The following is a 26,407-nucleotide window of genomic DNA, read 5'->3' as shown; positions in this document are numbered from 1 at the left end:
GGTGAAAAAGAAAATTGTATTATTGACTACCTGCATGATGGTCATCGCGCTGGTGGTGACGGTACTGGTTTCCATGGCGAGCTTTAAAAGCACTTATACAAACGATGTGATTGCGGTCTTAAGGGGAAATATCAACGGCATGGAGCTCGCGATGGAGGGCAGGACCGATTATCAGCAGTTTGCGCAGGAATATCAGCAGGCATACGGCCAGAATAACAGGATCACGATCATTGCCGGGGATGGAACGGTGCTTGCGGATACGCAGGGCGACCTTGCGCAGGCCGAAAACCATCTGGACCGCCCGGAGGTAAAGGAAGCCCTTGCGGGCGGGTTTGGAGCGCAGGTGCGTTACTCGCAAACGACGGGTTCGGATATGATCTACGTAACGAAGCAAATGCCGGACGGGATAATTTTGCGCAATTCCATGCCGCTTAACAACGCTACGGCAATTATCAACCAGACGCTTCCCGCAGTGATCATTGTTTTTGTGCTGCTTGTGATTGTGGCGGCGGTGATATCCAATAAGATTGTACAGAATACGCTCATGCCGTTTACACAGCTGCACGATTCCATACAGGGATATATCGACGGCGACAATAAGGAGCTTCGAATTGAAAGCCCTTATCCGGAGCTTGACGATATTACGCAGGCGTTTGGACGTATTTCAGAAAGCCTGAACCAATATATCGAGAAGGTCAAGATAGAGAATAAAAAAACGGCACTTATCATAGACAGCATCAACGAAGGCCTGCTGATCATGGACGAGTCTTCCAACGTATTGCTGATCAACACCGCCGCCAAAGAGATATTTGGCGTGCAGGCGGTCGGGGCCAACGAAAATATTCTCCATTATGTGCGCCGCCAGGACGTGGTCTCCAAGCTTGAAAAAGCGCTCAGGAAGAAAAAGAACACGCGCTTTGAGGCGCGTGACGATATGAACGGCAAAACATACCGTTTTTATACGAGTATTGTGGATGAACCGGCATTTCTCGCAGGGAACAGCTACGGTATGCTGGTGCTGATCAGCGACGTAACGGATATTGAACTTTCAGAGCGGGTACGCAGGGATTTTGCGGCCAATGTTTCGCACGAGTTAAAAACGCCGCTTACATCCATCAACGGTTTTGCGCAGTTGATTGCAAACGGCATGGCGGGAGATAAGGAGAGTGTGGAATCTTACGCAAAGCGGATTTCAGGCGAAGCGGACAGGCTCATGGGGCTCATCAACGATACGCTGATGCTTTCGGAGCTGGAGCAGATCAGCATTGACGAAAATACAGAGGAAGTGAATGTGCGCGACGTTGCGGAGGATGCTCTGCACCTTCTGGAGAACAAGATTTCAGAAAAAGAACTTACCGTTAGCGTTGTGGGAGAAGCGAGCCTCAAAGCAAACAAAAACAGGATAAGCGAGCTGATGCTGAACCTGTGCGATAACGCGGTAAAATATAACCGGGAGAAGGGAAACGTCGATATCGGCCTTTCAGAGCAGGACGGTTACGTGACGATTACAGTAAAAGATACGGGAATCGGTATTCCCAAGGATGAAACGGGCAGGATTTTCGAGCGGTTCTACCGCGCGAAAAATTCCGGCGGCGCGACTGTCAGCGGTACGGGCCTTGGCCTTGCGATTGTCAAGCACATTGCTGCGCATTACGACGGGGAACTGGAGCTTACAAGCGTGCTTGGCGAAGGAAGCGCCTTCACGGTCCGGCTTAAAAAGGATTGATCGAAATTTTGCAAAGCAGTCCCGCCCGGATTTATCCGGCGGGGCTTTTTTGACTGATTCGGTTGACATTGGCAGGCAGAAATAATAAGATGAAAAGTAGAATTTTGTTGCAGTTTGCCAAATGGTTGCACAGCAAGCATTTGTTAGAAACTGTTATGCAGCGAACCTTTCCGGCGGAGCAGCCCTGCGATGCCGCAAGTTAATACGCTGTAATTTGATTGATTATGATTTTAAAGGAGTAAAAATATGCGGCTGGCAAAAATAGTCGGGGTTGCGCAAAGCCTGACAAAATCAGACGAATTATATGGAACGGATATACTGATCGCAATTCCTGTGGAAGTGGATACGTTAAAAGAAAACGGAGCGTCTTTTTTGGTGATGGACAGGCTTGGAGCAAAGACCGGGCAGATCGTAATTTGTTCATCCGGCAGCGCTTCGTGGGACGGAATGGCTGCCGGAGCGCCGGATGAGCGCGTGGTGGCGATTCCCGAGTCTCTTGAATTTGAAGGCAAAAATTATTTCGAGCAGATTGCCGCACGCCAGGAGGAGCCGGAAGAGGAATATGTGACGGCGCCGATTCCGGATATTTACGCGGCGCTTGAAGAAGAGCAAAAGCAAACGGAAGCGGCGCAAGCGCCTGCTCCGGAAGCCGCGGTAGACCTTGTGACAGACCTCACAGCGGAATTCAAAGCCCTGCACGAAGAGCTTGACAGCAGCTACAGGGAGGAAGCGCCGCAGGAGCCTGTACCGCAGGTAACAAGCTCGGTGCCATATGAAGATTATGCAAAATACCTGACGACCGAATTCAAGCCTGTCGAAATCCCGGCAGATTCCTATATGAGGCAAATCGGCACGGAAGAGACAGGAATGCAGGAAGGTACGCAGCCGGGGCAAACGACAGATAAATCTGCGGAAAATGAAGAGCAGAAAGAAACCTTTTCACGGCTCGATAAATACCGCAACAGAAAGAAAAAATAACGATACTATGGGAGATTCAATGGATACGATCTTTGACATGGAAACCGTCGCCCTGGACGATGAAAACAGCGCGCTTCTGATTATCGACCAGACGCAGCTGCCCTATCATAAGGAAATACTTCACCTGAAGGATCAGGAAAGCATCTGGGATGCGATCTACCTTCTTAAAGTACGCGGTGCGCCGGCAATCGGAGTTGCGGCGGGATTTGGTATCTATTTGGCGGCAAAAGAGATAGAAGAACAGGATTTTGACGCATTTTATGAAAAATTTAAGCGGGCGAAGGACTACCTTGATTCGGCTAGGCCAACTGCGGTAAACCTTTCGTGGGCCCTGAACCGCATGGACGCGGTTGTTCTTGCCAACCGCGAAAAAACAGTCGGGCAGATTAAGCAGCTGTTGCTCGCAGAGGCAAACGAAATCAAGCGCGAGGATATCCGGGTTTGCAAAACCATCGGAGAGAACGGGTTATCCCTTTTAAAACCGGGCATGGGGCTGTTGACGCACTGCAACGCGGGCCAGCTTGCCACATCAAAGTACGGAACGGCAACCGCGCCCATGTATCTTGGACAGGAAAAAGGTTACGGTTTCCGTGTGTTTTGCGATGAAACGCGTCCACTCCTGCAGGGAGCGCGCCTTACTGCTTACGAGCTGATGGAGGCGGGCATCGATACGACGCTTCTTTGTGATAATATGGCTCCGTCCGTTATGCGGCAGGGGCTTGTGGACGCTGTGTTTGTGGGCTGTGACCGTGTGGCGAAAAACGGGGATACAGCGAATAAAATCGGGACCTCTTATGTTGCCATTGCGGCAAAAAATTATGGAATTCCGTTTTATGTCTGCGCGCCGACCTCCACGATTGATATGGACTGCGAGTCCGGCGGAGATATCCATATCGAGCTTCGCCCCGCGGAGGAAGTAACGGAAATGTGGTATGAAAAACGCATGGCCCCTGAGGGCGTAAAGGTATACAACCCAAGCTTTGACGTGACAGACGCGCAGTTTATCACGGCGATCATCACAGAATACGGCATTGCATATCCGCCGTTTGATGTTTCCCTTAAGGAAATCTTCGAGAAGAAAAGCAAGGCGCAGAATGATTAAAAAGTTTAAACAGTAAGGGCTGTGGGAGAAATTCCCACAGCCCTTTATTGCTTTGATGAGTGATTCAGCTGATCAATTTTTCGATCAGGTTCTCCGCACTTTCCTTAAGCTTTCCGAGCTGGTATTCCGCCTCCTGCTTATCCATAGAGGAGGTGGAAAGATAGGATTTCAACTTCGGTTCCGTGCCTGAAGGACGGATAATAAACCTGCCGCCCTCCAGCTCGAAATAAAGCACATTGGATTGCTCCATATCGATGGGCGTTGCTTTGCCTGTTTTAAGGTCGATGCGCTCCTGTTTCAGATAGTCGCGCACCGCGACAACCGGGAAATCACCGATTGTTTCCGGGTAATGCGCGCGCAGGGTTTTGACCGCGTTCTGTATCTTCTCGATTCCTTCTTTGCCATACAGCGTTTTAGAAATCACGAGTTCCTCGAACCAGCCGTATTTTTCATACATATCGATCAATACTTCGTAAAGCGTCTTGCCAAGGGAAGCATACCAGCATGCGGCCTCGGCGATCATCATCGCGGCCTGCACGGCGTCCTTGTCGCGGACGAACGCGCCCTGCAAATAGCCGTAGCTTTCTTCAAAGCCGAATACAAATTTACCCTTTCCGGTACGCTGCGAAAGCTTGATCTGTTCGGCAATGAACTTAAATCCGGTAAATACGCTGCGAAGCTCTACACCGTAATGAGCTGCGATGGTATCCACCATATCGCTTGTCACGATTGATTTCACCACAAATTCGCCGCCTGTGAAACCGGCCTTTTTCTGGGAAAGAACATAATCCATAAGCAGGCAGCCGATCTGGTTGCCGGTAAGGATCACAAATTCATGCTCCGTATTACGCACGGCAACGCCAAGGCGGTCGCTGTCCGGATCGGTGGCAAGGATAAGGTTCGCGTCCTTCTGGTTTGCAAGCGCCATTGCGAGGTTAAAGCATTCGCGTTCCTCGGGATTGGGAGCCTTTACCGTCGAAAACGCCGGATCGGGATGCTCCTGCTCGGGAACGACGTGAAGACGTTTGATACCCAGGTCCTTTAACACGCGCCGCACCGGAACGTTTCCCGTGCCGTGCAGCGGCGTGTAGACGATATTGAGCGTATCGGCCATTTTTTTGACGATTTCAGGATGAATACACAAATCCTCAACTTTTTTGAAATAGATTTCATCGAGCTCCCTGCCGATATATGTCAGCAGGCCTTTGCGTTCCGCCTCGTCAAGCGGCATGGATTTGATATGGAACATATCGTCGATTTCTGAAATGTATTGCGTAATACGGTCGGAATCAGCGACAGGACACTGTCCGCCGTCCTCGCCGTATACCTTATATCCATTGTACTCAGGCGGGTTGTGGCTCGCCGTGATCACGACACCTGCTGTCGTATTGAGCTCGAGGATCGTAAACGAAAGCTGCGGAACGCTATGGGGCGTATCGTACATAAATACGTTGATGCCGTTCGCGCACAAAACGCCCGCCGTCTCACGTGCGAAAAGGTCGCTGTTTTTACGCGTATCATAAGCGATTGCTACGCCCGCAAGCGGATCTCCATGTGCAAGGATGTTGTTTGCAAGGGCCTGCGTCGCGCGTTTTACAGTAAACACGTTCATACGGTTGGTACCCATGCCAATAATGCCGCGCATTCCGGCAGTACCAAATTCCATTTCTTTATAAAACGAATCCTGAAGCGTTTCCGAGTCTTTTGCAACGTCTGCAATCTCCTGTTCGTATTCAGTTCCTGCAAGGGCCTTTTTCCAAACCTCATAATTTTCCTGATAAGTCATGAGAATCCTCCTTGTATTTTAAAATCCAAACGCTCTGTTTTCATTGCTGTGCATATATCCGTATAATCAATCAGCGCAAATACATCGATCGGCAGTTGCGCCGCCTTTTCATTAACACTATTATTATAACACAATTATATTTGCCAACACGGATTATTTTGTTGATTTTTAGGGCGGCTGTCTGTATCATGATAATAGGACAGTTTGCCCGTATTTTTGTCGTGTGCAGATTTTTGACAGGGCGTCTGCCGGGGAATGGTCACGCAAGGAGAATCTATGAGAAACGAATACCAGAAAAATATACGTAATTTTTGCATTATTGCACATATAGACCACGGAAAATCAACGCTTGCCGACCGTCTGATCGAGATGACGGAAACAGTGGCCCAGCGCGATCTGAAAGAGCAGCTTCTTGATACGATGGAGCTCGAACGGGAGCGCGGAATTACGATCAAATCGCAGGCGGTGCGTATGATCTACGAATATAACGGCGTAGAGTATGAACTGAACCTCATCGATACGCCCGGCCACGTCGATTTTACCTACGAAGTTTCACGCAGCCTTGCCGCATGCGAAGGAGCTGTGCTTGTGGTGGATGCGAGTCAGGGAATCGAGGCGCAGACACTGGCAAACGTCTATCTGGCCATGGATAACAACCTTGAGATCATCCCGGTGATCAACAAGGTAGACCTTCCAAGCGCCCGCCCGGATGAAATCGCCAAGGAAATCGAAGATGTGCTTGGCCTCGATGCTTCGGATGCACCGCGCATCAGCGCCAAGAGCGGGGAAAATGTAGAGCAGGTGCTGCAAGCCATTGTAGAGAAACTGCCACCACCGTCAGGCGAGGTAGAAAAGCCGTTGAAAGCGCTTGTATTCGATTCTTTTTATGATAATTATAAGGGCGCTATCAGCTATGTGCGCGTGATGGACGGACGGGCGTGCGCAGGAACGCGTATCAAATTTATGGCGTCAGGCAGGACGTTTGACGCGACAGAGGTTGGCATGTTTACGCCTGAACTGATACCGACCAAGGAAATCAAGGCAGGCGAGGTGGGTTACATTGCCGCGAGCATCAAAAACGTCGCGGATACGCGCGTGGGCGATACCATCACGGATGAGCAAAAGCCTGCGAATGAGCCGCTCCCCGGATATAAGAAGATTACGCCGATGGTTTACTGCGGTATTTATCCTGCAGACGGTGCAAAATATGACGACCTGCGCGACGCTCTGGAGCGCCTGCAGTTAAACGACGCGTCTCTGATTTACGATCCTGAAGTGTCTGTGGCGCTGGGCTTTGGATTTCGCTGCGGTTTTTTGGGACTGCTGCATATGGAGATCATTCAGGAGCGGCTGGAACGCGAGTTTGACCTGGACCTCGTTACGACTGCGCCAAGCGTTTCCTACCGCGTGCGCCTTACGAGTGGGGAAGAAATTGAGATTGAAAACCCAACGAACCTGCCGGATCCCTCCCTCATCGAATATATGGAGGAGCCGGTTGCAAAGGTGGGGGTTATGATGCCGGATACGTATGTGGGCGCGGTGATGGAGCTGTGCCAGGAAAAACGAGGCGTTTTCAAAAACATGGAATATATTGAATCCACGCGTGTGCTGCTGCATTACGAGATTCCGCTCAACGAGATCATCTATGATTTTTTTGATAACCTGAAATCGCGTACCCGGGGCTATGCGTCCATGGATTACGAAATCAAGGGATACGAAAAGAGCGAGCTTGTGAAGCTCGATATCCTTTTAAACGGGGAAATGTGCGACGCACTGTCGCTGATTGTCCATAAGGATAGGGCGTATGGGCGTGGCAGGATGATTGCGGAAAAACTCAAGGAAGTGATTCCGCGCCAGATGTTTGAAATCCCGATTCAGGCCGCAATCGGCGGGAAGATCATTGCGCGCGAGACAGTGAAGGCGCTGCGTAAGGATGTGCTTGCAAAGTGCTATGGCGGGGATATTTCGAGGAAAAAGAAACTGCTTGAAAAGCAGAAAGAAGGAAAAAAACGGATGCGTCAGGTGGGCAGCGTAGAGGTGCCGTCCGAGGCGTTCATGAGCGTTTTGAAGATGGATAAGTAAAGGTTTTGTTATGCTTGGATTATATTTTCACATCCCTTTTTGCCTGAAAAAATGTTCGTACTGCGATTTTTTGTCGATTGATAAAAAAGACAGGATAGACGCATATATGCGTGCTCTTTTGAAGGAAACGGAGCTCACCGGGGCGATGTATAATAAGCCGGTGGATTCCGTTTTTTTCGGAGGAGGAACGCCGTCGCTGCCGGATGCGGGCTATATCGTTGCGGTCATGGACGAGCTGCGCAGGTCGTACGCACTCTATAGCGACGCGGAAGTGACGCTCGAGGCAAATCCATGCTCCCTTACGAAGGAAAAGCTTGCAGCCTACCGGGAGGCGGGAATAAACCGCCTGAGCATCGGATTGCAGGCGGCACAAAACAGGCATTTGCTGACACTGGGGCGGCAGCATACGGTAGAGCTCTTTGACGAAGCATATGATTTGGCGAGAGAAGCGGGCTTTACCAATATCAATATCGACATTATTTACGCGCTTCCGGAGCAAACGCTTGAGGACTGGGAAGCGACTCTTATCCATGTAATCGAAAAAAGGCCGGAGCATGTCTCCGCTTACGCGCTGGGGCTGGAGGAAGGAACCCTCCTGTATGAAATGGTTGAAAACAGGGAGCTTGAGCCTGCGGGGGAGGATATGGACCTTGCCATGTATCATATGGCACAGGACCTGCTTGCGGACAGGGACTATGAGAATTACGAAATATCCAATTTTGCACAAAGAAAGCGTGAATGCAGGCATAACCTCAAGTACTGGAATATCAAGGATTATCTCGGACTTGGCGCCGCGGCACATTCGTGTATAGACCGCCTGCGGTTTGCAAATACGTTGGATATTGACGAATATATTGCGAATTTGGGTACGGGAAAGCTTCATTATTCGTCATATGAGATGTGCTCGGATGACGAGCGGAAGATAGAATATATCATGCTGAAGCTTCGCCTGAAAAACGGATTTTCTTTTTTCGATTATAAGAGCAGGTTTGGGGAAGACTTTTTAGAGCGTTTTCGTAAAGAGGTGCTCCATGTATACGAGTTGGGCTTGATTACGCTTGACGATCGTGGTATTGCGCCGACAAGGCGCGGATTTGACCTGCAAAACCAGTTGGTTGCAGAGATGATCAGGAACTTATGAGGAATTTAAAGATTACATCAGATAGGTAAAGAAAAGAATGCTTGTATCAATTACGGACGTAACCGTTGCGTACGGCGAGACCGAAATATTAAATCACATTACGGCGAATATCAACGCGGGAGATAAAATAGGGCTGATCGGCGCGAACGGCGCGGGGAAGACCACGCTTTTAAAAACCATTGTGCGGCGCATCCTTCCGGAGGAAGGGAACGTTACACATAAGGCGGACCTCTCCATCGGATATCTGGAGCAGAACAGCGGGCTTGTGGCGGATCATACCATTATTGAGGAGATGCGTACTGTTTTTGCGAAGGCGCTTGCCGCAGGAAAAAAGATGCGCGAGCTGGAAAAGCAGATGTCGCTGCATCCGGAGGACAAAGCGTTACAGACGGCTTATGCACAGGCGCAGACAAACTTTGAGGCGAGCGACGGGTATCAGGTAGAGGTAAAGATCAAAAAGATTTTGAACGGTATGGGCTTTGCAGATAAAGCCTGTGATACCAATATTTCGACACTTTCGGGAGGAGAAAAAACGAGGCTTGCGATCGCAAAGCTGCTGCTTATGGATCCTGAACTGTTGATTCTGGATGAGCCGACCAACCATCTTGATTTCAAGACGCTGATGTGGCTGGAGGATTACCTGAACGGCTATAAGGGAGCGGTATTGATCGTGTCGCACGACCGTTATTTTTTGGATAAACTGGCGCAAAAGATATGGGAAGTGGACGATACGGAGCTTACGGAATATACGGGAAATTATACCCAATATAAACAGCTGAAAGCGGACTATATCTCTTTCCAGATGAAGGAATACGAAAAGCAGTCCCGGCAGATCGCTCACATGGAAGATTACGTCGCGCGCAACCTCACAAGGGCCTCCACGGCAAAAAGCGCGCAAAGCCGCGTGAAAAAGCTGAGCAGTATGGAGCGGATCAGGAAGCCAAAGACTTCTGTTAAGGCGCCCAGCTTCAACTTTACTTTTACGCAAAGGCCGGTAAACGATATCCTGACAGTGACGGGGCTTACGCTTGCGGTGGGGGAAGAAAAAACAATATTGGCCCGGGATATCGGCATGGAAATGAAACGTGGCGAAAAAGCGGCGATTATCGGCGATAATGGAACGGGCAAATCGACGCTCATGAAAAAGCTGGTGGCTGTGGCAAACGGTGAGGCAGATACAGCCGTTGCGTTTGGAAAAAATACACTGGTTGGTTATTACGATCAGGAAAACAAAAATATGACGCCGGGCAAGACTGTATTGCAGGAAATTTGGGACGCGTATCCTTCCCTGCTGGAATACGGCTCGCGCTCCATGCTTGGTCGAGTGCTTCTGACGGGGGAGGATGTATTCAAAAAAGTGGGAGAGCTTTCCGGCGGGGAGCGGGCCAAGGTTGGGCTTGCGCTGCTTATGTGCGGGGAATACAACGTGCTTCTCCTGGATGAGCCGACCAACCATTTAGACCTTCCGGCGCGCGAAAGCCTGGAGGCGGCGCTGAAGGAGTATACGGGAACGCTGCTCTTTGTGTCGCATGACCGCTATTTCATCAATGCGCTTGCGGGAAAGATTTATGAGATCGCAGGCGGGGGCATCAATGAATTTGACGGAACCTTCGACGAGTACAGGGAATTAAAGGAGCAGGAAGAGCAGCAGGAGGCTGCAAGCCGCGAAGCTGCTGAGAAGAAGACAAAGACCGTAAGCGAGATCGCTGAGGTGAAAAATCCGAAGCAGCGCAGGGCGCAGGAAGCAAAACGCAGGGAGCGGATTTCATCGCTGGAGAAAAACATTGCTGAAATTGAAGCGCGCGAGACGCAGCTCAATATGGAGATAGCCGAGAACGCTGCCGATTTCGAACTGATTGGCAGGAATTGTGCGGAGCTGGAAGAATTGAAAGCGCGGCATGAAGAGCTGATGGAAGAATGGTTGCTCATTTCCGAGGAAGAATAGAAGGGGATATCCGGTCAGGAAATGCCCGGCGGCTTTGGCGGGCAATTTTCTTTTGAGGAATTGTGTTGTGAATTTACCGCGCTTATATTATAATAAGAACGCATAGAAAATTAGGCTCTGCGAGGTGGCGGGGCACACAAAGGGGCAGTTAGCTTGAAGATTTTTAATTCAATGACAGGCAAAAAAGAGGAACTGAATCCGCTCACGCCGGGGCAGTTCAATATATACGCGTGCGGACCGACGGTTTACAATTATGTCCATATCGGGAACGCACGTCCGCTGATCGTATTCGATACGCTCAGGAGGTATTTGGAATACCGGGGCTACAAAGTGAATTTCGTACAGAATTTTACGGATGTGGACGATAAGATGATCCGCGTGGCGGCAGAGGAAGGCATTACGGTAAAAGAGCTTGGAGACCGCTTCATCGATGAATATTTCAAGGATGCACAGGCATTGAACGTTCGTCCGGCAACCATTCATCCGAAAGCGACGGAACATATTGGCGAAATTATTGCGCTCGTGCAAAAACTCATCGATAAAGGCCACGCATACGAGCTGAACGGCGACGTATATTTCGATACGCAGAGTTTCCCGGGCTATGGCAAGTTGTCCGGGCAAGACCTGTCCGAGCTTGAGCTTGGCGCGCGGATCGACATCAACGAGAGTAAAAAGAATCCTATGGATTTTGCGCTGTGGAAGGCGCAGAAGGACGGCGAAATCGCATGGGACAGTCCATGGGGCAAAGGCCGCCCGGGCTGGCATATCGAGTGCTCGGCAATGAGTATGAAGTACCTTGGGGATACGCTTGATATCCACGGCGGCGGGCAAGACCTGAAATTCCCCCACCATGAAAACGAGGTTGCGCAGAGCGAAGCGGCCACGGGAAAACCGTTTGCAAACTACTGGATGCACAACGGATATATTAATATCGACAATAAAAAGATGTCCAAATCGGCCGGAAACTTTTTTACGGTCCGTGATATATTAAAGGAATTCCGCGGGAATGCGGTGCGGCTATTTATGCTGTCCGCGCATTACGCAAATCCGATCAACTTTTCGCGGGAGCTGCTACAGCAGTCGGAGACGGCATACGACCGTATCCTGAACTGCCGTGAGAACCTGAAATTTGTGATGGCAAATCCAAAGGACAACGCGGTGCAGGTCGCTCCGGCGATTGCCGCCCTGAATGAGAAATTCAACGCGGCGATGGACGACGATCTCAATACTGCGGACGCGATCGGCGGAATATTCGAATATGTCAAGGAGATCAACACGCTGTTTTCGGACGGTGGAAGGGCGCAGGACGCAAAAGCTGCAAAGGATGCGATGGATGCGCTTCTTGATGTGCTCGGCATCCTTCCGGCAGAGGAAAGTGAAATACCAAACGAAGTGATGGAGCTTGCAGAGAAAAGACAAGCGGCACGCGCAGAAAAAAACTGGGCGGAAGCAGACCGCCTGCGCGACGAAATTAATTCGCTTGGATATGAACTAAAGGATACGCCGGACGGCGTAAAAATCAATCAAATATAGGGGGAAACAGGTAAATGGATGGCGCTTTTAATTTTATGATGTTATTTGACATCTTTATTGCGGTATATTTATTGTATTACGCAATCAAGGGGTCAGGTAAGGCTTACGAAAATGATTATCCGGCAGAGATGCAGGAAGAACATTGCAAAATGCTCAGGAGGTTCTGCTGGATTGCCGGTGTTCCGCTGCTTGTTCTTTCTATTCTGGAATACACCAGCAGCGAGGGGATTACTTCCATCTGGAGCATTATCAGCATCGTGTATATCCTGACATGCGTGGTGGTGTACTTTGTAATGTTCCGTGTGAAATTCAAGGAATACCTGCGCAACCCGCGCAAAAATCTGCCCAAGAAATAAGAGCGGAAAAGATAAGCGTAAGAAATTTTGCGCTTTCAGGAAAAACGCAGCATTTCTTGCCTGCGTTTTTTTGCGTATAGCGTATAAGGCTACCGGTGCGCCTTGGCCGGAGCCAAAACAATGCGTTTATCGCGGGAGGAAAAAACATGGAATATTTTGCGCCGTATCTTGACATTATCACCACGTGCCTCAGTTTTGTTTCCATTATCATACTGGTGTGGGGCGTGGTGCTCAGCGTAAAGGATTTTTTGATTTCGCAAATCAGGCCGCGGGATAAAAACGCGAGGCTTCAGATGCTGACGGAAATCAAAAACCGCCTTGGCGGCTATGTCCTGTTAAGCCTTGAAATACTGATCGCGGCAGATATCATAGATTCGATCGTAAAGCCGACGTTTGATGATATCGTGCGGCTGGCGGCGATTGTAGCGATCCGTACGGTGATTTCATATTTCCTGAATAAGGAAATCAAGGAAGCCGATATGAAAAAAGACAGGGAACAGCAATAAAAGCAGCCGCTCTGGTTTATCAATAAAACAGGCAGATTTTAAAACGGATAAGGAGAATGAGGCAAATGAGTGAAAATTGTACGCACGATTGTGGAAGCTGCGGGGAGGAATGCGGTTCGAGACAGATGAATCCGGCGGATTTTCTGGAATCGCCGCACCAGTCGAGCAGCATCAAAAAGGTGATTGGCGTTGTGAGCGGGAAAGGGGGCGTAGGAAAATCCCTCGTGACCTCCATGCTGGCAGTGCTCCTTGAGCGCAAAGGCCTTCGCACAGCGATTCTGGACGCGGATATCACAGGCCCTTCGATTCCCAAAATGTTTGGCGTGACCGAAAAAGCGCGGGGCACGGAGGATACGATTTTTCCGGTGGAGACGGAGGAAGGGATACAGATTATGTCCATCAACCTTCTGCTGCCGGATGAAACGGAGCCTGTCGTGTGGCGCGGGCCGATTATCGCGGGCACGGTCAAGCAGTTCTGGACGGATGTGATCTGGACGGATGTGGACGTAATGCTGGTAGATATGCCGCCGGGAACAGGCGACGTTCCTCTGACGGTGTTCCAGTCGATCCCGCTTGACGGAATCGTGATTGTTACTTCACCGCAGGAGCTTGTGTCCATGATTGTGGAAAAGGCCGTCAACATGGCAAAGATGATGAACGTGCCAATCATTGGCCTGGTTGAAAATATGAGCTATCTCGAATGCCCGGACTGCAAAAAGCAGATCAGCGTATTTGGAGAAAGCCATATCGAGGAAACCGCAAAACGCTTTGGCGTTCCTGTGCTTGGAAAGGTACCTGTGGATCCTGAAATCGCGCGGGCCGCGGATGCGGGGACAATCGGTAAGGTAAAGGGCGAGTGGCTGGAGAACGCCGCAGAGACGGTCAGCAAGCTATGAGTACCAAACCAGAGGAGGCTGTCGCTTATTTTAAGCAGGGATATAACTGCGCTCAGGCCGTGGTGCTTGCATATGCGGACGAGATCGGCATTGACCGGCAGACTGCCGCAAAGCTTTCTTCCTCATTTGGCGGGGGCATGGGGCGGCTGCGCGAGGTTTGCGGAGCGGTAAGCGGAATGTTTATCGTGGAAGGCCTGAAAAACGGGTATGCCGATCCAGCCGACAGGGAAGCGAAAAAGGCGCATTATGCCAGAATCCAGAAACTTGGCGAACAGTTTCGAAAGGAAAATGGCTCTATTGTATGCAGGGAGCTTTTGGGACTTGCGGAAAAAACGAGCGAGCCAACGCCGCAGGAACGGACGCAGGAGTACTACAGAAAACGTCCGTGTGCGCAGCTTGTGGAATGCGCGGCGCGAATCGTCGGGCAGGAAATCATGAAATAAACGGATGAATCAGTCAAACAAGCGGGAATGCGTCCGGGCGCTGCCCGCTTGTTTTTTGTTGTGAATACGCAATTTGATACAATTTTATGAATAATTTGCGGGAGAGTTGAAAAAGAAGATGAAAATCACTATAATATAAACTACGGAACCGTATGGGCAGAGTGGCGGCGGGGAAAGCCTGCAACCATTCGCTGAGGCTTAAAATATATGAGGTGTTTAAAATTAAAATTATTGATATTACCCGCGAATTGACCGCGGAAACAAAGGTTTATGAAGGAGACCCGCACGTTCGTCTGGAATGCTTTTTCACAGTGGATAATTACGGTTATTCCGTTACCAAGCTTTCGATGGGTTCTCACAGCGGCACGCATCTTGACGCGCCCTCGCATGTGCTGAACGGCGCGCGTACAACCAAAGACATTCCCTTGAACGATCTGGTAGGAGAATGCGTGGTTGTGGATAAAAAGGATTTCCGGGTTCCGGCGGGAACCAAGAAGATTTTGCTCAAGAGCGCGCCCGGCGTTCCAGCGAAGCTGACGGCAAAAAGCGCGCAGAAGCTTGTGGACGCGGGCGTTCGCCTGATTGGAACGGACGATCTTTCCATCGGCGGGGACGAAGTGCACAAAATACTTCTTTCGGAAGGAATCGTCGTACTGGAATCCCTGTATCTTGACAAGGTAAAGGCGGGAGATTATTTCCTGTGCGCCCTGCCATTGAAAATCGAGGCCGACGGATCGCCGATTCGCGCCTGTTTGATTGAAAGCGGAGAGGTAGAATGAGCGAAATCGGAGCCGAAAAGGAAAATCTGGCAGGAATAAGGCTCATGGCGGCGGTTGCCGCGGTTTTGCTGATTTTTTCGGTTGCGGTGCTCTGCATTCAGGCGATTGCTTTTGATCACGATTTTTATAAAAATGAATACAAGAAGATGAATACGGCGGCGTATGTGGGCGTATCCGGGGAAAGTCTCGGGATGGCGACTGATACGCTGCTTGATTATCTGGAAGATAAAACCCCCACGCTCGATTTGCAGGTACAGGTAAACGGGCAGGATGAAGAATATTATAACGAGCGTGAAAAGGCGCATATGGTGGATGTGAAGGCGCTCTACCAGAAAGCCTTACAGTTTATGGCGATTGGCTTTTGCGGGGGCGGGGGATTGTTTGCGCTTTGCTTTGCGTTGAAACGAAGAAGGGCGGCAGGGCCGGTACTGCAGGCATATTTTTGGGCAGCGGTCGGCGTGCTTGCTTTTTTCGCCGTGATTGGCTGCGTTGCGGCAGCCGATTTCAATTATTTCTGGGTTAGCTTTCACCATGTGTTCTTTACGAACGACCTGTGGATGCTTGATCCGGCTACCTCGAGGATGATACGTATGTTCGAACAGGATTTCTTTGCAGATATGGTGGCAAAGATACTGGCTTGGTTTTTGGCTGTTACGTGCGGAACTGCCGCAGCGGCGGGAATTGGATATCAAAGGATGAAGAAGCATGGAAGACATTAGAATATTAGCGATTGAAACCTCCTGTGACGAGACGGCGGCTGCGGTTGTGAAAAACGGACGCGAGATTATCTCTGAGGCTTTGTATACGCAGATTGAAATACATAAAGAGTATGGCGGGGTGGTACCGGAGCTTGCGTCAAGAAACCACGTGGAAAAGTTGCCGGGCGTGGTGGAGGCTGCTGTCCGGGCAGCGGGTGGATTTGACGAAATCGACGCGATTGCGGTCACAAACGGACCGGGGCTTGTGGGCGCGCTCCTTACGGGCGTTTCTTACGCGAAGGGCCTTGCCTATGTGCTGAAAAAACCGCTGATTGCGGTGCATCACATTGCAGGGCACATTTGTGCGAATTATATTTCGCACCGGGAGCTTGAGCCGCCTTTCCTGTGTCTGGTCGTTTCAGGCGGGCACACGCAGATTGTATTGGCGCGCGATTATACGACCTATGAAACGCTTGGAAGGACACGCGACGATGCGGCAGGCGAGGCGATTGACAAGGTGGCGCGCGTACTGGGACTTGCGTATCCCGGCGGGCCGAATCTGCAGGAGCTCGCGAAAAAAGGCGATGAAAACAAGTATCGGTTCCCGCACAGTTTTCGTGGGGAGGCTCACCTTGATTTTTCATTCAGCGGACTGAAAACCGCGGTGATCAACCTGCTCCACCGTTTTGAGCAAACTGGCGAAGCGTACAGGAAAGAGGACGTCGCCGCATCCTTTTTAAAAAATGTGTCAGACACGCTTGTAAAAAATACATTTGAAGCAGCGGCAAGGACAAACTCAAAAATAATCGCTGTGGCGGGCGGGGTTTCCGCCAATGAGCAAATACGCTCTGCGTTTGAGAAAAAAGCGGAAGAAGAAGGGCTCCGGCTGTATTTTCCGGAACTGAAATATTGTACTGACAATGCGGCTATGATTGCTTCGTGTGCGTACTATGAATTTTTGAAGGGCTCGCGCGCAGGGCTTGACCTCAACGCGGAGCCTGTTATGGAGCTTTCCACATAAAGTTAGGACGGGGGAGAATGCGTTTAAAAAAAGCATTAATCATATTGCTTGCGGCGCTGCTTATTTTTACAATAACCGCCTGTGCAAAGGAAGAGGGGAACGCAGATGGGCCGGACCTTACTTCTGTGAGCCTTGATGGAATGAAAATCGTTGTAGATCCGGGGCATGGAGATACGGACGCGGGGACGATAGGCGTTTCCACCGGCAGGCTGGAAAAGGAAGTGAACCTTGAGATCGGCCTGAAGCTGCAAAGAGCGCTTGAGGACGAGGGAGTCACGGTCGTTATGACGCGCGAATCGGATGAGCCTATTGCAGCGGCGGAAGAAACGGACATCGCCAAGCGCAAGGAAGCGGATATGCAAAAACGCGAACAGATCATCAGGGATGCAAAAGCGGATATGTATATCGGCGTGCACCAGAACAGCTTTGAAAGCGCCGACGCGGTTGGGCCGCAAATTTTTTACCATACGGATTCCGTTCTTGGAAACGAGCTAGCAAAGTGTATTCAGGAAATTATGAACAACGAGCTGGAAATCGAATCGCCGCGAAAAGTGAACTGCGGCAGGTACCGCCTCCTGAAGCCGGGAAGCCAGCCGAGCGTAACTGTGGAATGCGGCTTTTTTACAAATCCGGACGAGGAAAAGAAGCTGCAGGACGACGATTACCAGAATAAGGTAGTCAAAGGTATCGTGGACGGGATCAAATATTATAAACTGGAGCAGGGGAATGCTGAATAATCTGCAGGATGAATTTATTTTAAGCGAAACAAAAGCGGCGCAGCTGCCGCCGCTTACTCTGGCATATATTGGGGATTGTATTTTTGACTTGTACGTGCGCACGAAGCACGTACTGGGTTGCTCCAAAAATGCGGGCAAACTGCACTCCATGAGCATCAGGCTTGTGAACGCGAAGGCCCAGTCCGAATTTGCGCACCGCTGGCTGGAACGGTTTACAGAGCAGGAGCGTGAAATTTTTATGCGGGGGCGCAATGCCAAAAGCCCTTCCGCACCAAAAAACATGAGCGTTGCGGATTATAAATACGCGACGGCGATTGAAGCTGTGATTGGCTACCTGTACCTGAGCGGACAGGCGGAACGCGTGAACGAGATACTCGGTACGATGGAGTTTGACCTGTAGCGCGACAGACATAAAACCTATATTGAGAGTGAGGAAGTATCAATGCCCAAGACGACTTTAAAAACAGTATTGCTGATGGCTACGCCGGACCCGGAGCTTATCGTTTCGATGGGGGCGAAGCTCTGTTATTCCAAAGCGGATATCGAACAACTGCAAAAGACCGCCAAAAGCGCGGAGTTCATTGACAGGCTGACGCAGATGGGGCATTTATCTCCGATAGAACACGCGTCGTTTTCGTTTGGGGTGGAGGGTGTATCACGTGCGCTTCTCGCGCAGATCACAAGGCACAGGCTGGCGAGTTTTTCGGTGCAGTCTCAGCGCTATGTGAACCAGAGTGCGAAAAAGGGGGAGTTTTCCTATATCATACCGCCAAGCATTGAAGCGCTTGGAAGCGAAGCGGTGGAGAAGTATGAACACCAGATGCAGACCATGCAGAAGTGGTATGACGAGTGGGTAACGGCGCTTGGCGCCAGTGGGGAAAAATCCAATGAGGATGCGCGGTTTGTACTGCCAAATGCCTGCGAGACAAAAATGATTATTACGATGAACGCAAGGGAGCTTTTGCACTTCTTTAGCCTGCGGTGCTGCAATCGCGCACAGTGGGAAATACGTGAGCTTGCATGGCAGATGCTTGCGCTTGTGATGGAGGCAGCGCCGGGGCTCTTTAAGAACGCGGGGCCGTCCTGCGTGGGCGGCGCATGCCAGGAAGGCAGGATGACGTGCGGCAGGGCTGCGGAGGTAAAGCGGCGGCATAAAGCTCTGATGGAGGGTAACCGCAATGATTGAAAAGAGGGGCGAATATATATTTGGACGCAACAGCGTACGTGAAGCGATCCGCAGCGGAGAGCAGATAGACCGTATCTATGTGATGCAGGACCAGTCGGAAGGAAGTATCCGCGAGCTCATTATGCTTGCGCGCCAGAATAAGATTGTGATAACAGAAGTGCCGCGCATCAAAATGGACGAGATGTGCGCCGATATGGGGCATGACGGAAAACCCGGGAACCATCAGGGCATCATTGCACAGATTCCTGCATTTGCCTACAGCGAAATGGACGATATTTTTGAGCTTGCCCAGGTGCGGGGAGAGCAACCTTTTATTGTGATACTGGACAGCATACAGGATCCGCACAACCTTGGCGCGATTATCAGGAGCGCCGAAGCACTGGGAGCGCACGGGGTGATTATTGGCAAACGCCGTTCGGCTTCGCTTACAACCTCTGCGTTTAAGGTGTCGTGCGGAGCGGCGCAGTATATTCCGATTGTAAAGGTTACGAATATCAATCATGCAATCGAAGAACTCAAGAAAAAAAATGTTTGGATCGCAGCGGCAGATATGGATGGGCAGCCGCTTGCGGGGACAAACTTAACGGGCGCGATAGCGCTTGTGATAGGCGGGGAATCCGAAGGGGTTGCACGCCTTACCAGGGAATTATGCGATATGGTTGTAAAAATCGAGATGGGAGGAAAGACGACCTCTCTTAATGCGTCGTGCGCGGCGAGCATTATGATTTACGAAAAGCGCAGGCAGGATTTGCTGAAATAAAATTGGAATGCGGGGGACGCAGTTGGAAAAGAATTTGAAGGGGCAGGATGGGGAACTGATGGAGGAACCGGCGCAGGACGAAAAGGTTGTCGTACACGCCGGATTTGAACGTTTTGCCCTGCTTACGGACGAGCAGGCTGTTGCGCTTGCCGACGAGGACAGCCTTGCCCTTGAATATATTTTGCATAAATATAAAAATTTTGTGCGCGCCAAAGCAAGGTCTTATTTTTTGATCGGCGCGGATAAGGAAGATATTGTGCAGGAAGGCATGATTGGACTTTATAAGGCGGTTCGTGATTACGACGTTGAAAAAAAGGCTTCGTTCCGTGCGTTTGCAGAATTGTGCATTACGCGCCAGATTATCACGGCGATCAAAACGGCGACACGCCAGAAGCACCAGCCGCTCAATACATATGTATCCCTCAATAAGCCGGTCTACGACGAGGAATCGGAGCGCACGCTGGTGGACATCATCGCGGCGACAAAGGTGTCTAACCCGGAGGAGATTATTATTGATAAAGAGGACTATGCAAGCATTGAGGAAGAAATTACCAATATGCTTTCAAGCCTTGAGAAAAAGGTGTTATCCTTTTACCTTCAGGGGCTTTCTTACCAGCAAATTGCAAAGATCATGAACCGGCATGAAAAGTCAATCGATAACGCATTGCAGCGGGCAAAGGGAAAAATCGACAAATTTCTTGCAGCAAAGGGAACGCCGCAGGAGTAGGAGGACAGCCGGCAACTTGACAAACCGGGCCTTTTCCCTGATAATATATGTCATGTAAAATGGATAGGAGTATGCGGTAAACGCCGTATGCAGAAGGAGAAATGAATGGCAAACGAGGATGTAGTATTAACACACCAGGGTGTGAAAGAGCTGGAAGAAAAACTGGAATACTTAAAAACTGTCCGCAGGCTTGAGATTGCGGAAGAGATTAAAGTGGCAAGAGCGTTTGGCGATCTTTCTGAGAACGCCGAATACGACGAAGCGAAAAACGAGCAGGCGAAGATTGAAGGCGAGATCGTAATGCTGGAAAAAATGCTTCGCAACGCGACGGTTGTAGACCAGGACGACGTGGATGTTCAGCGTGTAAACGTAGGGACGACGGTCAGGGTTCTGGACAAAGAATTTGACGAGGAAATCGAGTATAAAATTGTCGGATCTGCAGAAGCGGACGTCAGCATCAATAAAATATCGAATGAGTCTCCTGTGGGGCGCGCGCTTTTGGGCAAAAAAGTGGGCAACCTCGTGAAAGTGGAAACGCCCGGCGGCGTAGTCAAGCTGAAGATACTGGATATTCACAGATAAGGAGAAGCATAGAATGGAACAGCAGGAAAATACGCAGGAGCTGTCTGAGATTCTGCGCGTGCGCAGGGATAAGCTCGCCGCGCTCAAGAAAGAAGGACGGGATCCTTACGAAATTACAACCTTTGATAAGACACATTCCTCGGTTGATATTATTGGTAATTTTGATGCGCTTGAGGGCAGCACGGTAAGCGTTGCCGGAAGGATTATCTCTAAGCGCGTTATGGGAAAAGCAAGCTTTTTCCATATTATGGACGGCAGGGGCAAGATACAGATTTACGCCCGGCGCGATGTGATGGGCGACGAGCCTTATGCGGAATATAAACGCTTTGATATCGGCGATATCGTTGGCGTTACGGGCGAGGTTTTTAAGACGAATGCAGGCGAAATATCGGTAAAAAGCCACGAGGTTGTTTTGCTCTCCAAATCCCTGCTGCCGTTGCCGGAAAAATGGCATGGGTTGAAAGACACGGACCTTCGGTACCGCCAAAGGTATGTAGACCTGATCGTGAATCCGGATGTGAAGGATACGTTTTACGCGCGTTCGAAGATTATTAAGGGGATTCGCGATTTTCTGGACGAACAGGGCTATATCGAGGTGGAAACGCCGGTGCTCCAGCCGAGCGCGGGCGGAGCGACTGCAAGGCCGTTTATTACGCATCACAATACGCTTGATATCGATATGTATCTTCGGATTGCAACGGAGCTGCATTTGAAGCGCCTTATCGTAGGCGGTTTTGAACGCGTTTATGAAATTGGCAGGATTTTCCGGAACGAGGGCATGGATCCCAAGCACAATCCGGAATTTACAACAGTAGAATTATATCAGGCGTATACTGACTATAAGGGTATGATGGATTTGTGCGAGAAGCTGTTCCGTTATTGCGCGAAGCAGGTGTCTGGCAGCGATGTGATCACATACCAGGGAACGCAGATCAACCTGGGCGCGCCGTGGAAGCGCCTTACCATGAACGACGCGGTGAAGGAATATGCGGGCGTGGATTTTGCGGCGTGTAAGACGGACGAAGAGGCGCGTGCGCTTGCAAAGCAGGCGGGAATCGCGTTCGAAGGGGAGCCGTCGCGTGGGATGCTTTTGAACGAGGCGTTTGAGCAGAAGGTGGAAGAAAACCTCATCCAGCCGACGTTTATATGCGATTATCCAATCGAGGTTTCGCCCCTTGCAAAGAAGAAACCGGGCAGCGACTGGCTGGTGGAGCGTTTCGAACTGTTTATCACGGGCAGGGAGCTTGCGAATGCGTTTTCAGAGCTTAATGATCCGGACGACCAACGCGCAAGGTTTATGGATCAGGTTGCGAAGCGCGAGGCCGGAGACGACGAGGCGAACATGATGGACGAAGATTTTGTAACCGCTCTTGAGTACGCAATGCCTCCTACGGGCGGTATGGGAATCGGCGTGGACAGGATGGTTATGCTGCTCACGGATTGCTTCTCGATCCGTGATGTGCTGCTGTTCCCGACGATGAAACCGAAGAGCGAATAAACCCAGTGTTTATGCGGGTTTCAAGGTGGAAAACGCAAAATTTACGACTAACTTACGACCAGAACAAAGAGAATACGCAAAAAAATGGTTAGACTTCGAAGTTTAACCATTTTTAATTATATAAGCAACCTGTAATCTCTCTGATTGCATTGGTCGGGGTGGTACTATAAGGCTTACAACAAAAAAATTATTAAATAAAGGTTTCCGGGCGGTCGGTAAGCAGCATTTTATTCTATGATATTTTATAATAAACATGATATAATTATATTACTAATATGATTTGGTGTGTAAAATGAACAATATAGCCATAAGTAAAGGTGCATTTTCCTCACAAGAAGATTATACTCAAAGCGCAAATACCCTTTTCCATTTTATGAACAAGTTTACTTTCCTCAAATTAGCTCTAAAGAAGAAAGCTTTATTTCCAAGGTATTGCGTAGAAGATATTCAGTATCTTGGGTTGAAAATTCAAGAAAAAGAGTTCCAAGAAATAGCAGTTTTGCAAAAATGTTTTTGTGATATCCCACTCCATAAAATTGCCGCAAATTTTAACTGCGAGTTTTCTTCAGATTCATTAATTCGGATTGCCGAAATTGACGAAGCAAAGTGTCCCATTGTAAACAGCCATCCTGACTGCTATGGTGAATATGCTGTTGGATTTTCTAAAAAATGGGGAGAACAACACGATTTGCAGCCTATTCATTATCTAAACTCGACCTCACCCTATACCCGCGATTTTGTTCACCATTTTCTAGAAATTTATGAACGAGAAAATTTAGATGAAATTATTGCTTCGGATATTCTTCAGAGATTGTCCCTTATCAAGCCTCTTCGCGGAAAAATGAAACGAATTTTTGATATTAATGGTGAGCGCGTTGAACTTGAATTCAATAAAAATTTTCATGATGAGCAGGAATGGAGATTTATTCCTGATTTACGAGAGATAAACAAACTAAATGCAGAACGGGATTATACCATTGATCCTATCCTTGCAAACCTACGAGCAAGAGAATACCACAAAGAATATATTAATAGTCAATCATTAGAAATACAAAAAGAAGAGAATAATGTACTCTGGTTAAAATATAATTATTCAGAAATCAAGTACATAATTGTCCCCAGTCAACAAAGCCGAATCGATTTGATTGAATTCATAATGTCATTGGAGGATTCTAATTTTGTCGATCCGAATGATACACTTTTAGAAAGATATGTGCTGATTAGCAAAATAATGGTTTTGGACGACATAAGAAAGGATTGGTAAAGTGAGTAATATTCTTAAAGATATATTTTCTACTGACGAACCCCAAATGCAATTTACATTTAAATTTAAGGACGAAAACCAATATAAATCTTTTGTTGAAACGGTTAATGCAGATGTTGAGGATGGTGAAATGAAAAAAGTCCCAACTCCTGAAAGTCTCCGGCGTTTCATCAAGGTTGGCGAACATTCACATCTGGTAGAAGAAACTGAAGGAAATTTAGTAGCATTTTACCTTGGTGCCCCCTATCATGAGCACTCTTTGACCGTGCAGACAGAATACGGTGATTATACTTACTATTTCAAGTTGTATGACTATAAAAGCAAACGTGTTTTTGAAAATGATAAGGATAGTATTGTTTATTTTCGTATTGAATATAATAAAGAGCAACCAGAATCTGGTGCTCTTCAAACTCTATTTACATATAAAACAAACCCTAACAAAGCAAAAAGTGTTGAGGAACTGCATTTGGAATATAATCGTGCAAAACATTTATTAAAGAAAATATTTAAGTCACCCACTCCGAAAGAAATAGATAATGCAATTACAAGCTTAGAAAAATTAGAACAATATTGGCAACGTATTCATGAAGTTGAAACCGCTCTTCATATTAGTTTTAATCCCGAAAATATAAATGATAATGCTTCTGATGAAGGGAACATTGAAAAACTCTATTTATTATTAGTAAAAAAATACGCCATAAGGCAAAATTTAAAGGATGCCATTTATTCAGCTAAATATGATTCAACATCGGAAAAAACCATGTATCAGATTGGACAGGGCATAAGGATGTCAGGAACAATAACGCAAGAATATGAAATTTATGGGGAAACATTTGAAGTACATGAAGTTAGAGTTACTTTCAATTCCGTTATCGATGCAATAGAAGATAACGAAGCTGAAAACGAACTCATCATTAAATGTAAAGGTAGTGATATTGCACCTATTTATGTTTCATATAAAGGCTTTATAACATTGGATGAAGCAAACGAAGCCATAAAAGATTTTGATAGTTATGAAACCGATTATAAAAATGCCAAAACCTTTAATGAATTGATGGAAGAACAAATTTATAAAAGCCCGATACGATTAAAAAGCGAAAATCCAAAATAGTTTAGTATTTTGAACTTTCAATTAGATTTCTGATCATACTTTTTTTGTTTCAAAGCATATTTTAGCGTATACTCCGTTCCGCCCCGTTTGCCATCATAATAACAAATCAAACTGCTTGAATTATTCACCATAAAGTGGTTAGGTTCAAAAAAGCAATCACGCGAATATTCTTCTTGGACATATAGAATCTGATCGGCGTTAGCTTCTAAGTTAGCGTGGCGCAGACGCCAATCCTCTTTCCAGCGTTCGCTATGCTCCATATATGGAATTACCGCTACAAGCCGTATATGTTCGCAATCAGGGTGCTTTCTAAGCCTTAGTACGATTTCACCACATAGTATGTCAAAGCTCTGCGCCATACCGCAAAGGAATGTTGTATAGCCATGTTGTATGCGGTAGCAAAGGATGTATCGCCGTGTTTACGATATCAGGAGTTTTCTGTAATAACCTCCTGTTGAGAGCCTTTGAAACAAGAAAAAGCGAACGCGCAGCCCGCTTATATGGTTAAGGCATTCCCTGGTATGGTTCCTCACTTAGACCAAGAGGAATTATCTATTCTTGTTCTTTTTTCTTCTGCCATCATACCACGCAGCTGCCCCGGCGTATATCCGTAGACGTTTTGAAATGTATGGTAAAAGTTTGCTTTGCTGTGGTATCCTACTTCTGCCGCGATTTTCTCCACTGGAAGAGAAGTTGAAGTCAAAAGTTCCACCGCACGTTCTACCCGCACCGCGCGCAAATATTCCGAAACCGATTTTCCTTCGGTCAGCCGGAACCCTTCCTGCAATTTATTTTTATTGATTCCTACCATTGAAGAAAGTACAGAAATTGTCGGTGGATGGATTAATTCTTTTTTTAGTATTTGTTTTGCCTGTTCGAGCAGCAAATGGTCTTCCCGCCGCAATGAGATACACGGTTCCGTGCGGCTGCGATCCATATAGTCCATGATCATTCCTGCCGCAGCAAGCCCTTGTCCGCGCAGGAAAAGATCGAATGCAGCACCGGAGAGGGAACAGCTTTCAATTTGCCGGCACAGGGCGGATAATGTGGGAAGAAACACTGTCTCCGCATTCAGTAACTTATCGCAAAGAGGCCAGAAATCGGCAGGGAGGGAGACATTGTTACGGGTGAAGAAATCTTCAAAAAAATATAACGCAGTAAACGTGAGATGGGCCCCTTTTGGTACCCGCATAAAAAACGGTACGGTGGAAATACAAACATAAAAATGAAGCCCTGCATCCAGCGTGCGTTTTTCATCTCTACGCCGGTAAGTCTCTACTGCGTCTGCGTTATTGATGGAAAACCCCATATATTTTTGTCGAAGCTGCGTACGGCTCAAGTATCCTTCGTATATCGTAATGTCTGATTTTGCAAACATCAGGGATGCAGGATCGCCGCACAATTCTACACGTCCGTACGCCTTTGCCCCGCAGCCGCCGGGAAAACGGTAAATTACGCCTCTTTGGGTATCTTCCCTGACACCACCCAACCGTTCGTACAATGTATATACATCTTTTATTGAATTGGATACGATCATTTTCTTACTCCGT

At 48.5% G+C, this 26,407-nt stretch carries 26 protein-coding genes; 23 read left to right on the top strand and 3 right to left on the bottom strand.

Translation table 11 applies throughout. The features are described from left to right. The first annotated feature begins 1 nt into the window (after window position 1). The 3 genes from CHK_RS09185 (at window position 2) to mtnA (ending at window position 3,806) form a co-directional block, all read left to right on the top strand. Window positions 2-1,726 (top strand): sensor histidine kinase, encoded by a 1,725-nt coding sequence (locus CHK_RS09185; RefSeq protein ID WP_046443757.1) that lies wholly within the window; start codon window positions 2-4, stop codon window positions 1,724-1,726. Between the two features lie 246 nt (window positions 1,727-1,972). Then, on the top strand, window positions 1,973-2,704 hold the full coding sequence (locus tag CHK_RS09180; RefSeq protein WP_046443756.1) for a EutN/CcmL family microcompartment protein: 732 nt from the start codon (window positions 1,973-1,975) through the stop codon (window positions 2,702-2,704). A gap of 19 nt (window positions 2,705-2,723) precedes the next feature. Continuing rightward, the gene (mtnA, locus tag CHK_RS09175; protein ID WP_330379233.1) at window positions 2,724-3,806 is read left to right on the top strand and encodes an S-methyl-5-thioribose-1-phosphate isomerase; all 1,083 of its coding nucleotides are present in this window, start codon (window positions 2,724-2,726) and stop codon (window positions 3,804-3,806) included. A 64-nt stretch (window positions 3,807-3,870) separates the two neighbouring features. Here mtnA and CHK_RS09170 read toward each other — a convergent pair whose 3' ends face one another. Beyond that, complete coding sequence (locus CHK_RS09170) at window positions 3,871-5,592, bottom strand: phospho-sugar mutase (protein ID WP_046443754.1); 1,722 nt, start codon at window positions 5,590-5,592, stop codon at window positions 3,871-3,873. A gap of 276 nt (window positions 5,593-5,868) precedes the next feature. On the opposite strand from CHK_RS09170, the gene lepA reads away from it, so the two are divergent. From lepA to CHK_RS09070, 20 genes are all read left to right on the top strand, one after another. Further along, window positions 5,869-7,674, top strand: coding sequence for a translation elongation factor 4 (gene lepA, locus CHK_RS09165; protein WP_046443753.1), 1,806 nt, complete (start codon window positions 5,869-5,871; stop codon window positions 7,672-7,674). 10 nt (window positions 7,675-7,684) lie between these two features. Continuing rightward, on the top strand, window positions 7,685-8,815 hold the full coding sequence (gene hemW, locus CHK_RS09160) for a radical SAM family heme chaperone HemW (protein ID WP_046443752.1): 1,131 nt from the start codon (window positions 7,685-7,687) through the stop codon (window positions 8,813-8,815). A 37-nt stretch (window positions 8,816-8,852) separates the two neighbouring features. After that, window positions 8,853-10,760, top strand: coding sequence for a ribosomal protection-like ABC-F family protein (gene abc-f, locus CHK_RS09155; RefSeq protein ID WP_046443751.1), 1,908 nt, complete (start codon window positions 8,853-8,855; stop codon window positions 10,758-10,760). A gap of 153 nt (window positions 10,761-10,913) precedes the next feature. Then, window positions 10,914-12,293, top strand: a complete 1,380-nt coding sequence (gene cysS / locus CHK_RS09150) for a cysteine--tRNA ligase (RefSeq protein WP_046443750.1) — start codon at window positions 10,914-10,916, stop codon at window positions 12,291-12,293. Between the two features lie 35 nt (window positions 12,294-12,328). Further along, the gene (locus tag CHK_RS09145) at window positions 12,329-12,649 is read left to right on the top strand and encodes a hypothetical protein (RefSeq protein WP_160295625.1); all 321 of its coding nucleotides are present in this window, start codon (window positions 12,329-12,331) and stop codon (window positions 12,647-12,649) included. Between the two features lie 146 nt (window positions 12,650-12,795). Continuing rightward, window positions 12,796-13,155 (top strand): DUF1622 domain-containing protein, encoded by a 360-nt coding sequence (locus CHK_RS09140; RefSeq protein WP_046443748.1) that lies wholly within the window; start codon window positions 12,796-12,798, stop codon window positions 13,153-13,155. Between the two features lie 65 nt (window positions 13,156-13,220). Next, window positions 13,221-14,051 (top strand): Mrp/NBP35 family ATP-binding protein, encoded by an 831-nt coding sequence (locus CHK_RS09135; protein ID WP_046443747.1) that lies wholly within the window; start codon window positions 13,221-13,223, stop codon window positions 14,049-14,051. Then, window positions 14,048-14,494, top strand: coding sequence for a C-GCAxxG-C-C family protein (locus CHK_RS09130; protein ID WP_046443746.1), 447 nt, complete (start codon window positions 14,048-14,050; stop codon window positions 14,492-14,494). Before CHK_RS09135 ends, CHK_RS09130 begins: the two co-directional genes overlap by 4 nt. A gap of 152 nt (window positions 14,495-14,646) precedes the next feature. Then, entirely contained in the window at window positions 14,647-15,273 is a 627-nt protein-coding gene (locus CHK_RS09125) for a cyclase family protein (RefSeq protein ID WP_052740484.1), read from the top strand. Beyond that, window positions 15,270-15,992 carry a TIGR01906 family membrane protein gene (locus tag CHK_RS09120; RefSeq protein WP_046443745.1) on the top strand — a complete coding sequence of 241 codons (723 nt, stop codon included), beginning with the start codon at window positions 15,270-15,272 and terminating at the stop codon, window positions 15,990-15,992. The genes CHK_RS09125 and CHK_RS09120 overlap by 4 nt, the downstream gene beginning before the upstream one ends. Next, window positions 15,979-16,992: a tRNA (adenosine(37)-N6)-threonylcarbamoyltransferase complex transferase subunit TsaD gene (gene tsaD, locus CHK_RS09115; protein WP_046443744.1), complete on the top strand. Its 1,014-nt coding sequence runs from the start codon at window positions 15,979-15,981 to the stop codon at window positions 16,990-16,992. Before CHK_RS09120 ends, tsaD begins: the two co-directional genes overlap by 14 nt. 17 nt (window positions 16,993-17,009) lie before the next feature. After that, window positions 17,010-17,729, top strand: coding sequence for an N-acetylmuramoyl-L-alanine amidase family protein (locus tag CHK_RS09110; RefSeq protein ID WP_046443743.1), 720 nt, complete (start codon window positions 17,010-17,012; stop codon window positions 17,727-17,729). Next, on the top strand, window positions 17,719-18,129 hold the full coding sequence (locus CHK_RS09105) for a Mini-ribonuclease 3 (RefSeq protein ID WP_046443742.1): 411 nt from the start codon (window positions 17,719-17,721) through the stop codon (window positions 18,127-18,129). The genes CHK_RS09110 and CHK_RS09105 overlap by 11 nt, the downstream gene beginning before the upstream one ends. Before the next feature lie 42 nt (window positions 18,130-18,171). Next, a complete protein-coding gene (thyX, locus tag CHK_RS09100; protein WP_046443741.1) occupies window positions 18,172-18,915 on the top strand; it encodes an FAD-dependent thymidylate synthase in 744 nt (247 codons plus the stop codon). Further along, a complete protein-coding gene (rlmB, locus tag CHK_RS09095; RefSeq protein ID WP_052740483.1) occupies window positions 18,908-19,675 on the top strand; it encodes a 23S rRNA (guanosine(2251)-2'-O)-methyltransferase RlmB in 768 nt (255 codons plus the stop codon). Before thyX ends, rlmB begins: the two co-directional genes overlap by 8 nt. Before the next feature lie 58 nt (window positions 19,676-19,733). Beyond that, a complete protein-coding gene (gene sigH, locus CHK_RS09090) occupies window positions 19,734-20,402 on the top strand; it encodes an RNA polymerase sporulation sigma factor SigH (protein ID WP_046443800.1) in 669 nt (222 codons plus the stop codon). A 105-nt stretch (window positions 20,403-20,507) separates the two neighbouring features. Further along, window positions 20,508-20,984, top strand: a complete 477-nt coding sequence (gene greA / locus CHK_RS09085; protein WP_046443740.1) for a transcription elongation factor GreA — start codon at window positions 20,508-20,510, stop codon at window positions 20,982-20,984. Window positions 20,985-20,997: 13 nt separating this feature from the next. After that, a complete protein-coding gene (lysS, locus tag CHK_RS09080; RefSeq protein ID WP_046443739.1) occupies window positions 20,998-22,482 on the top strand; it encodes a lysine--tRNA ligase in 1,485 nt (494 codons plus the stop codon). Between the two features lie 292 nt (window positions 22,483-22,774). Continuing rightward, the gene (locus CHK_RS09075; RefSeq protein WP_046443738.1) at window positions 22,775-23,746 is read left to right on the top strand and encodes an abortive infection system antitoxin AbiGi family protein; all 972 of its coding nucleotides are present in this window, start codon (window positions 22,775-22,777) and stop codon (window positions 23,744-23,746) included. Between the two features lies 1 nt (window position 23,747). Next, window positions 23,748-24,857: an abortive infection system toxin AbiGii family protein gene (locus tag CHK_RS09070; protein ID WP_046443737.1), complete on the top strand. Its 1,110-nt coding sequence runs from the start codon at window positions 23,748-23,750 to the stop codon at window positions 24,855-24,857. 17 nt (window positions 24,858-24,874) lie between these two features. On the opposite strand, the gene CHK_RS09065 is transcribed toward CHK_RS09070, so the two are convergent. Both CHK_RS09065 and CHK_RS09060 read right to left on the bottom strand, forming a co-directional pair. Continuing rightward, complete coding sequence (locus CHK_RS09065) at window positions 24,875-25,249, bottom strand: SLOG family protein (RefSeq protein WP_268872448.1); 375 nt, start codon at window positions 25,247-25,249, stop codon at window positions 24,875-24,877. Between the two features lie 137 nt (window positions 25,250-25,386). Continuing rightward, window positions 25,387-26,394 carry a helix-turn-helix domain-containing protein gene (locus tag CHK_RS09060; protein WP_046443736.1) on the bottom strand — a complete coding sequence of 336 codons (1,008 nt, stop codon included), beginning with the start codon at window positions 26,392-26,394 and terminating at the stop codon, window positions 25,387-25,389. Window positions 26,395-26,407: the final 13 nt, after the last annotated feature.

Source organism: Christensenella hongkongensis (genome assembly GCF_000981035.1).
Taxonomy (GTDB): domain Bacteria; phylum Bacillota; class Clostridia; order Christensenellales; family Christensenellaceae; genus Christensenella; species Christensenella hongkongensis.
This window is presented reverse-complemented; position numbering and strand designations above follow the sequence as displayed.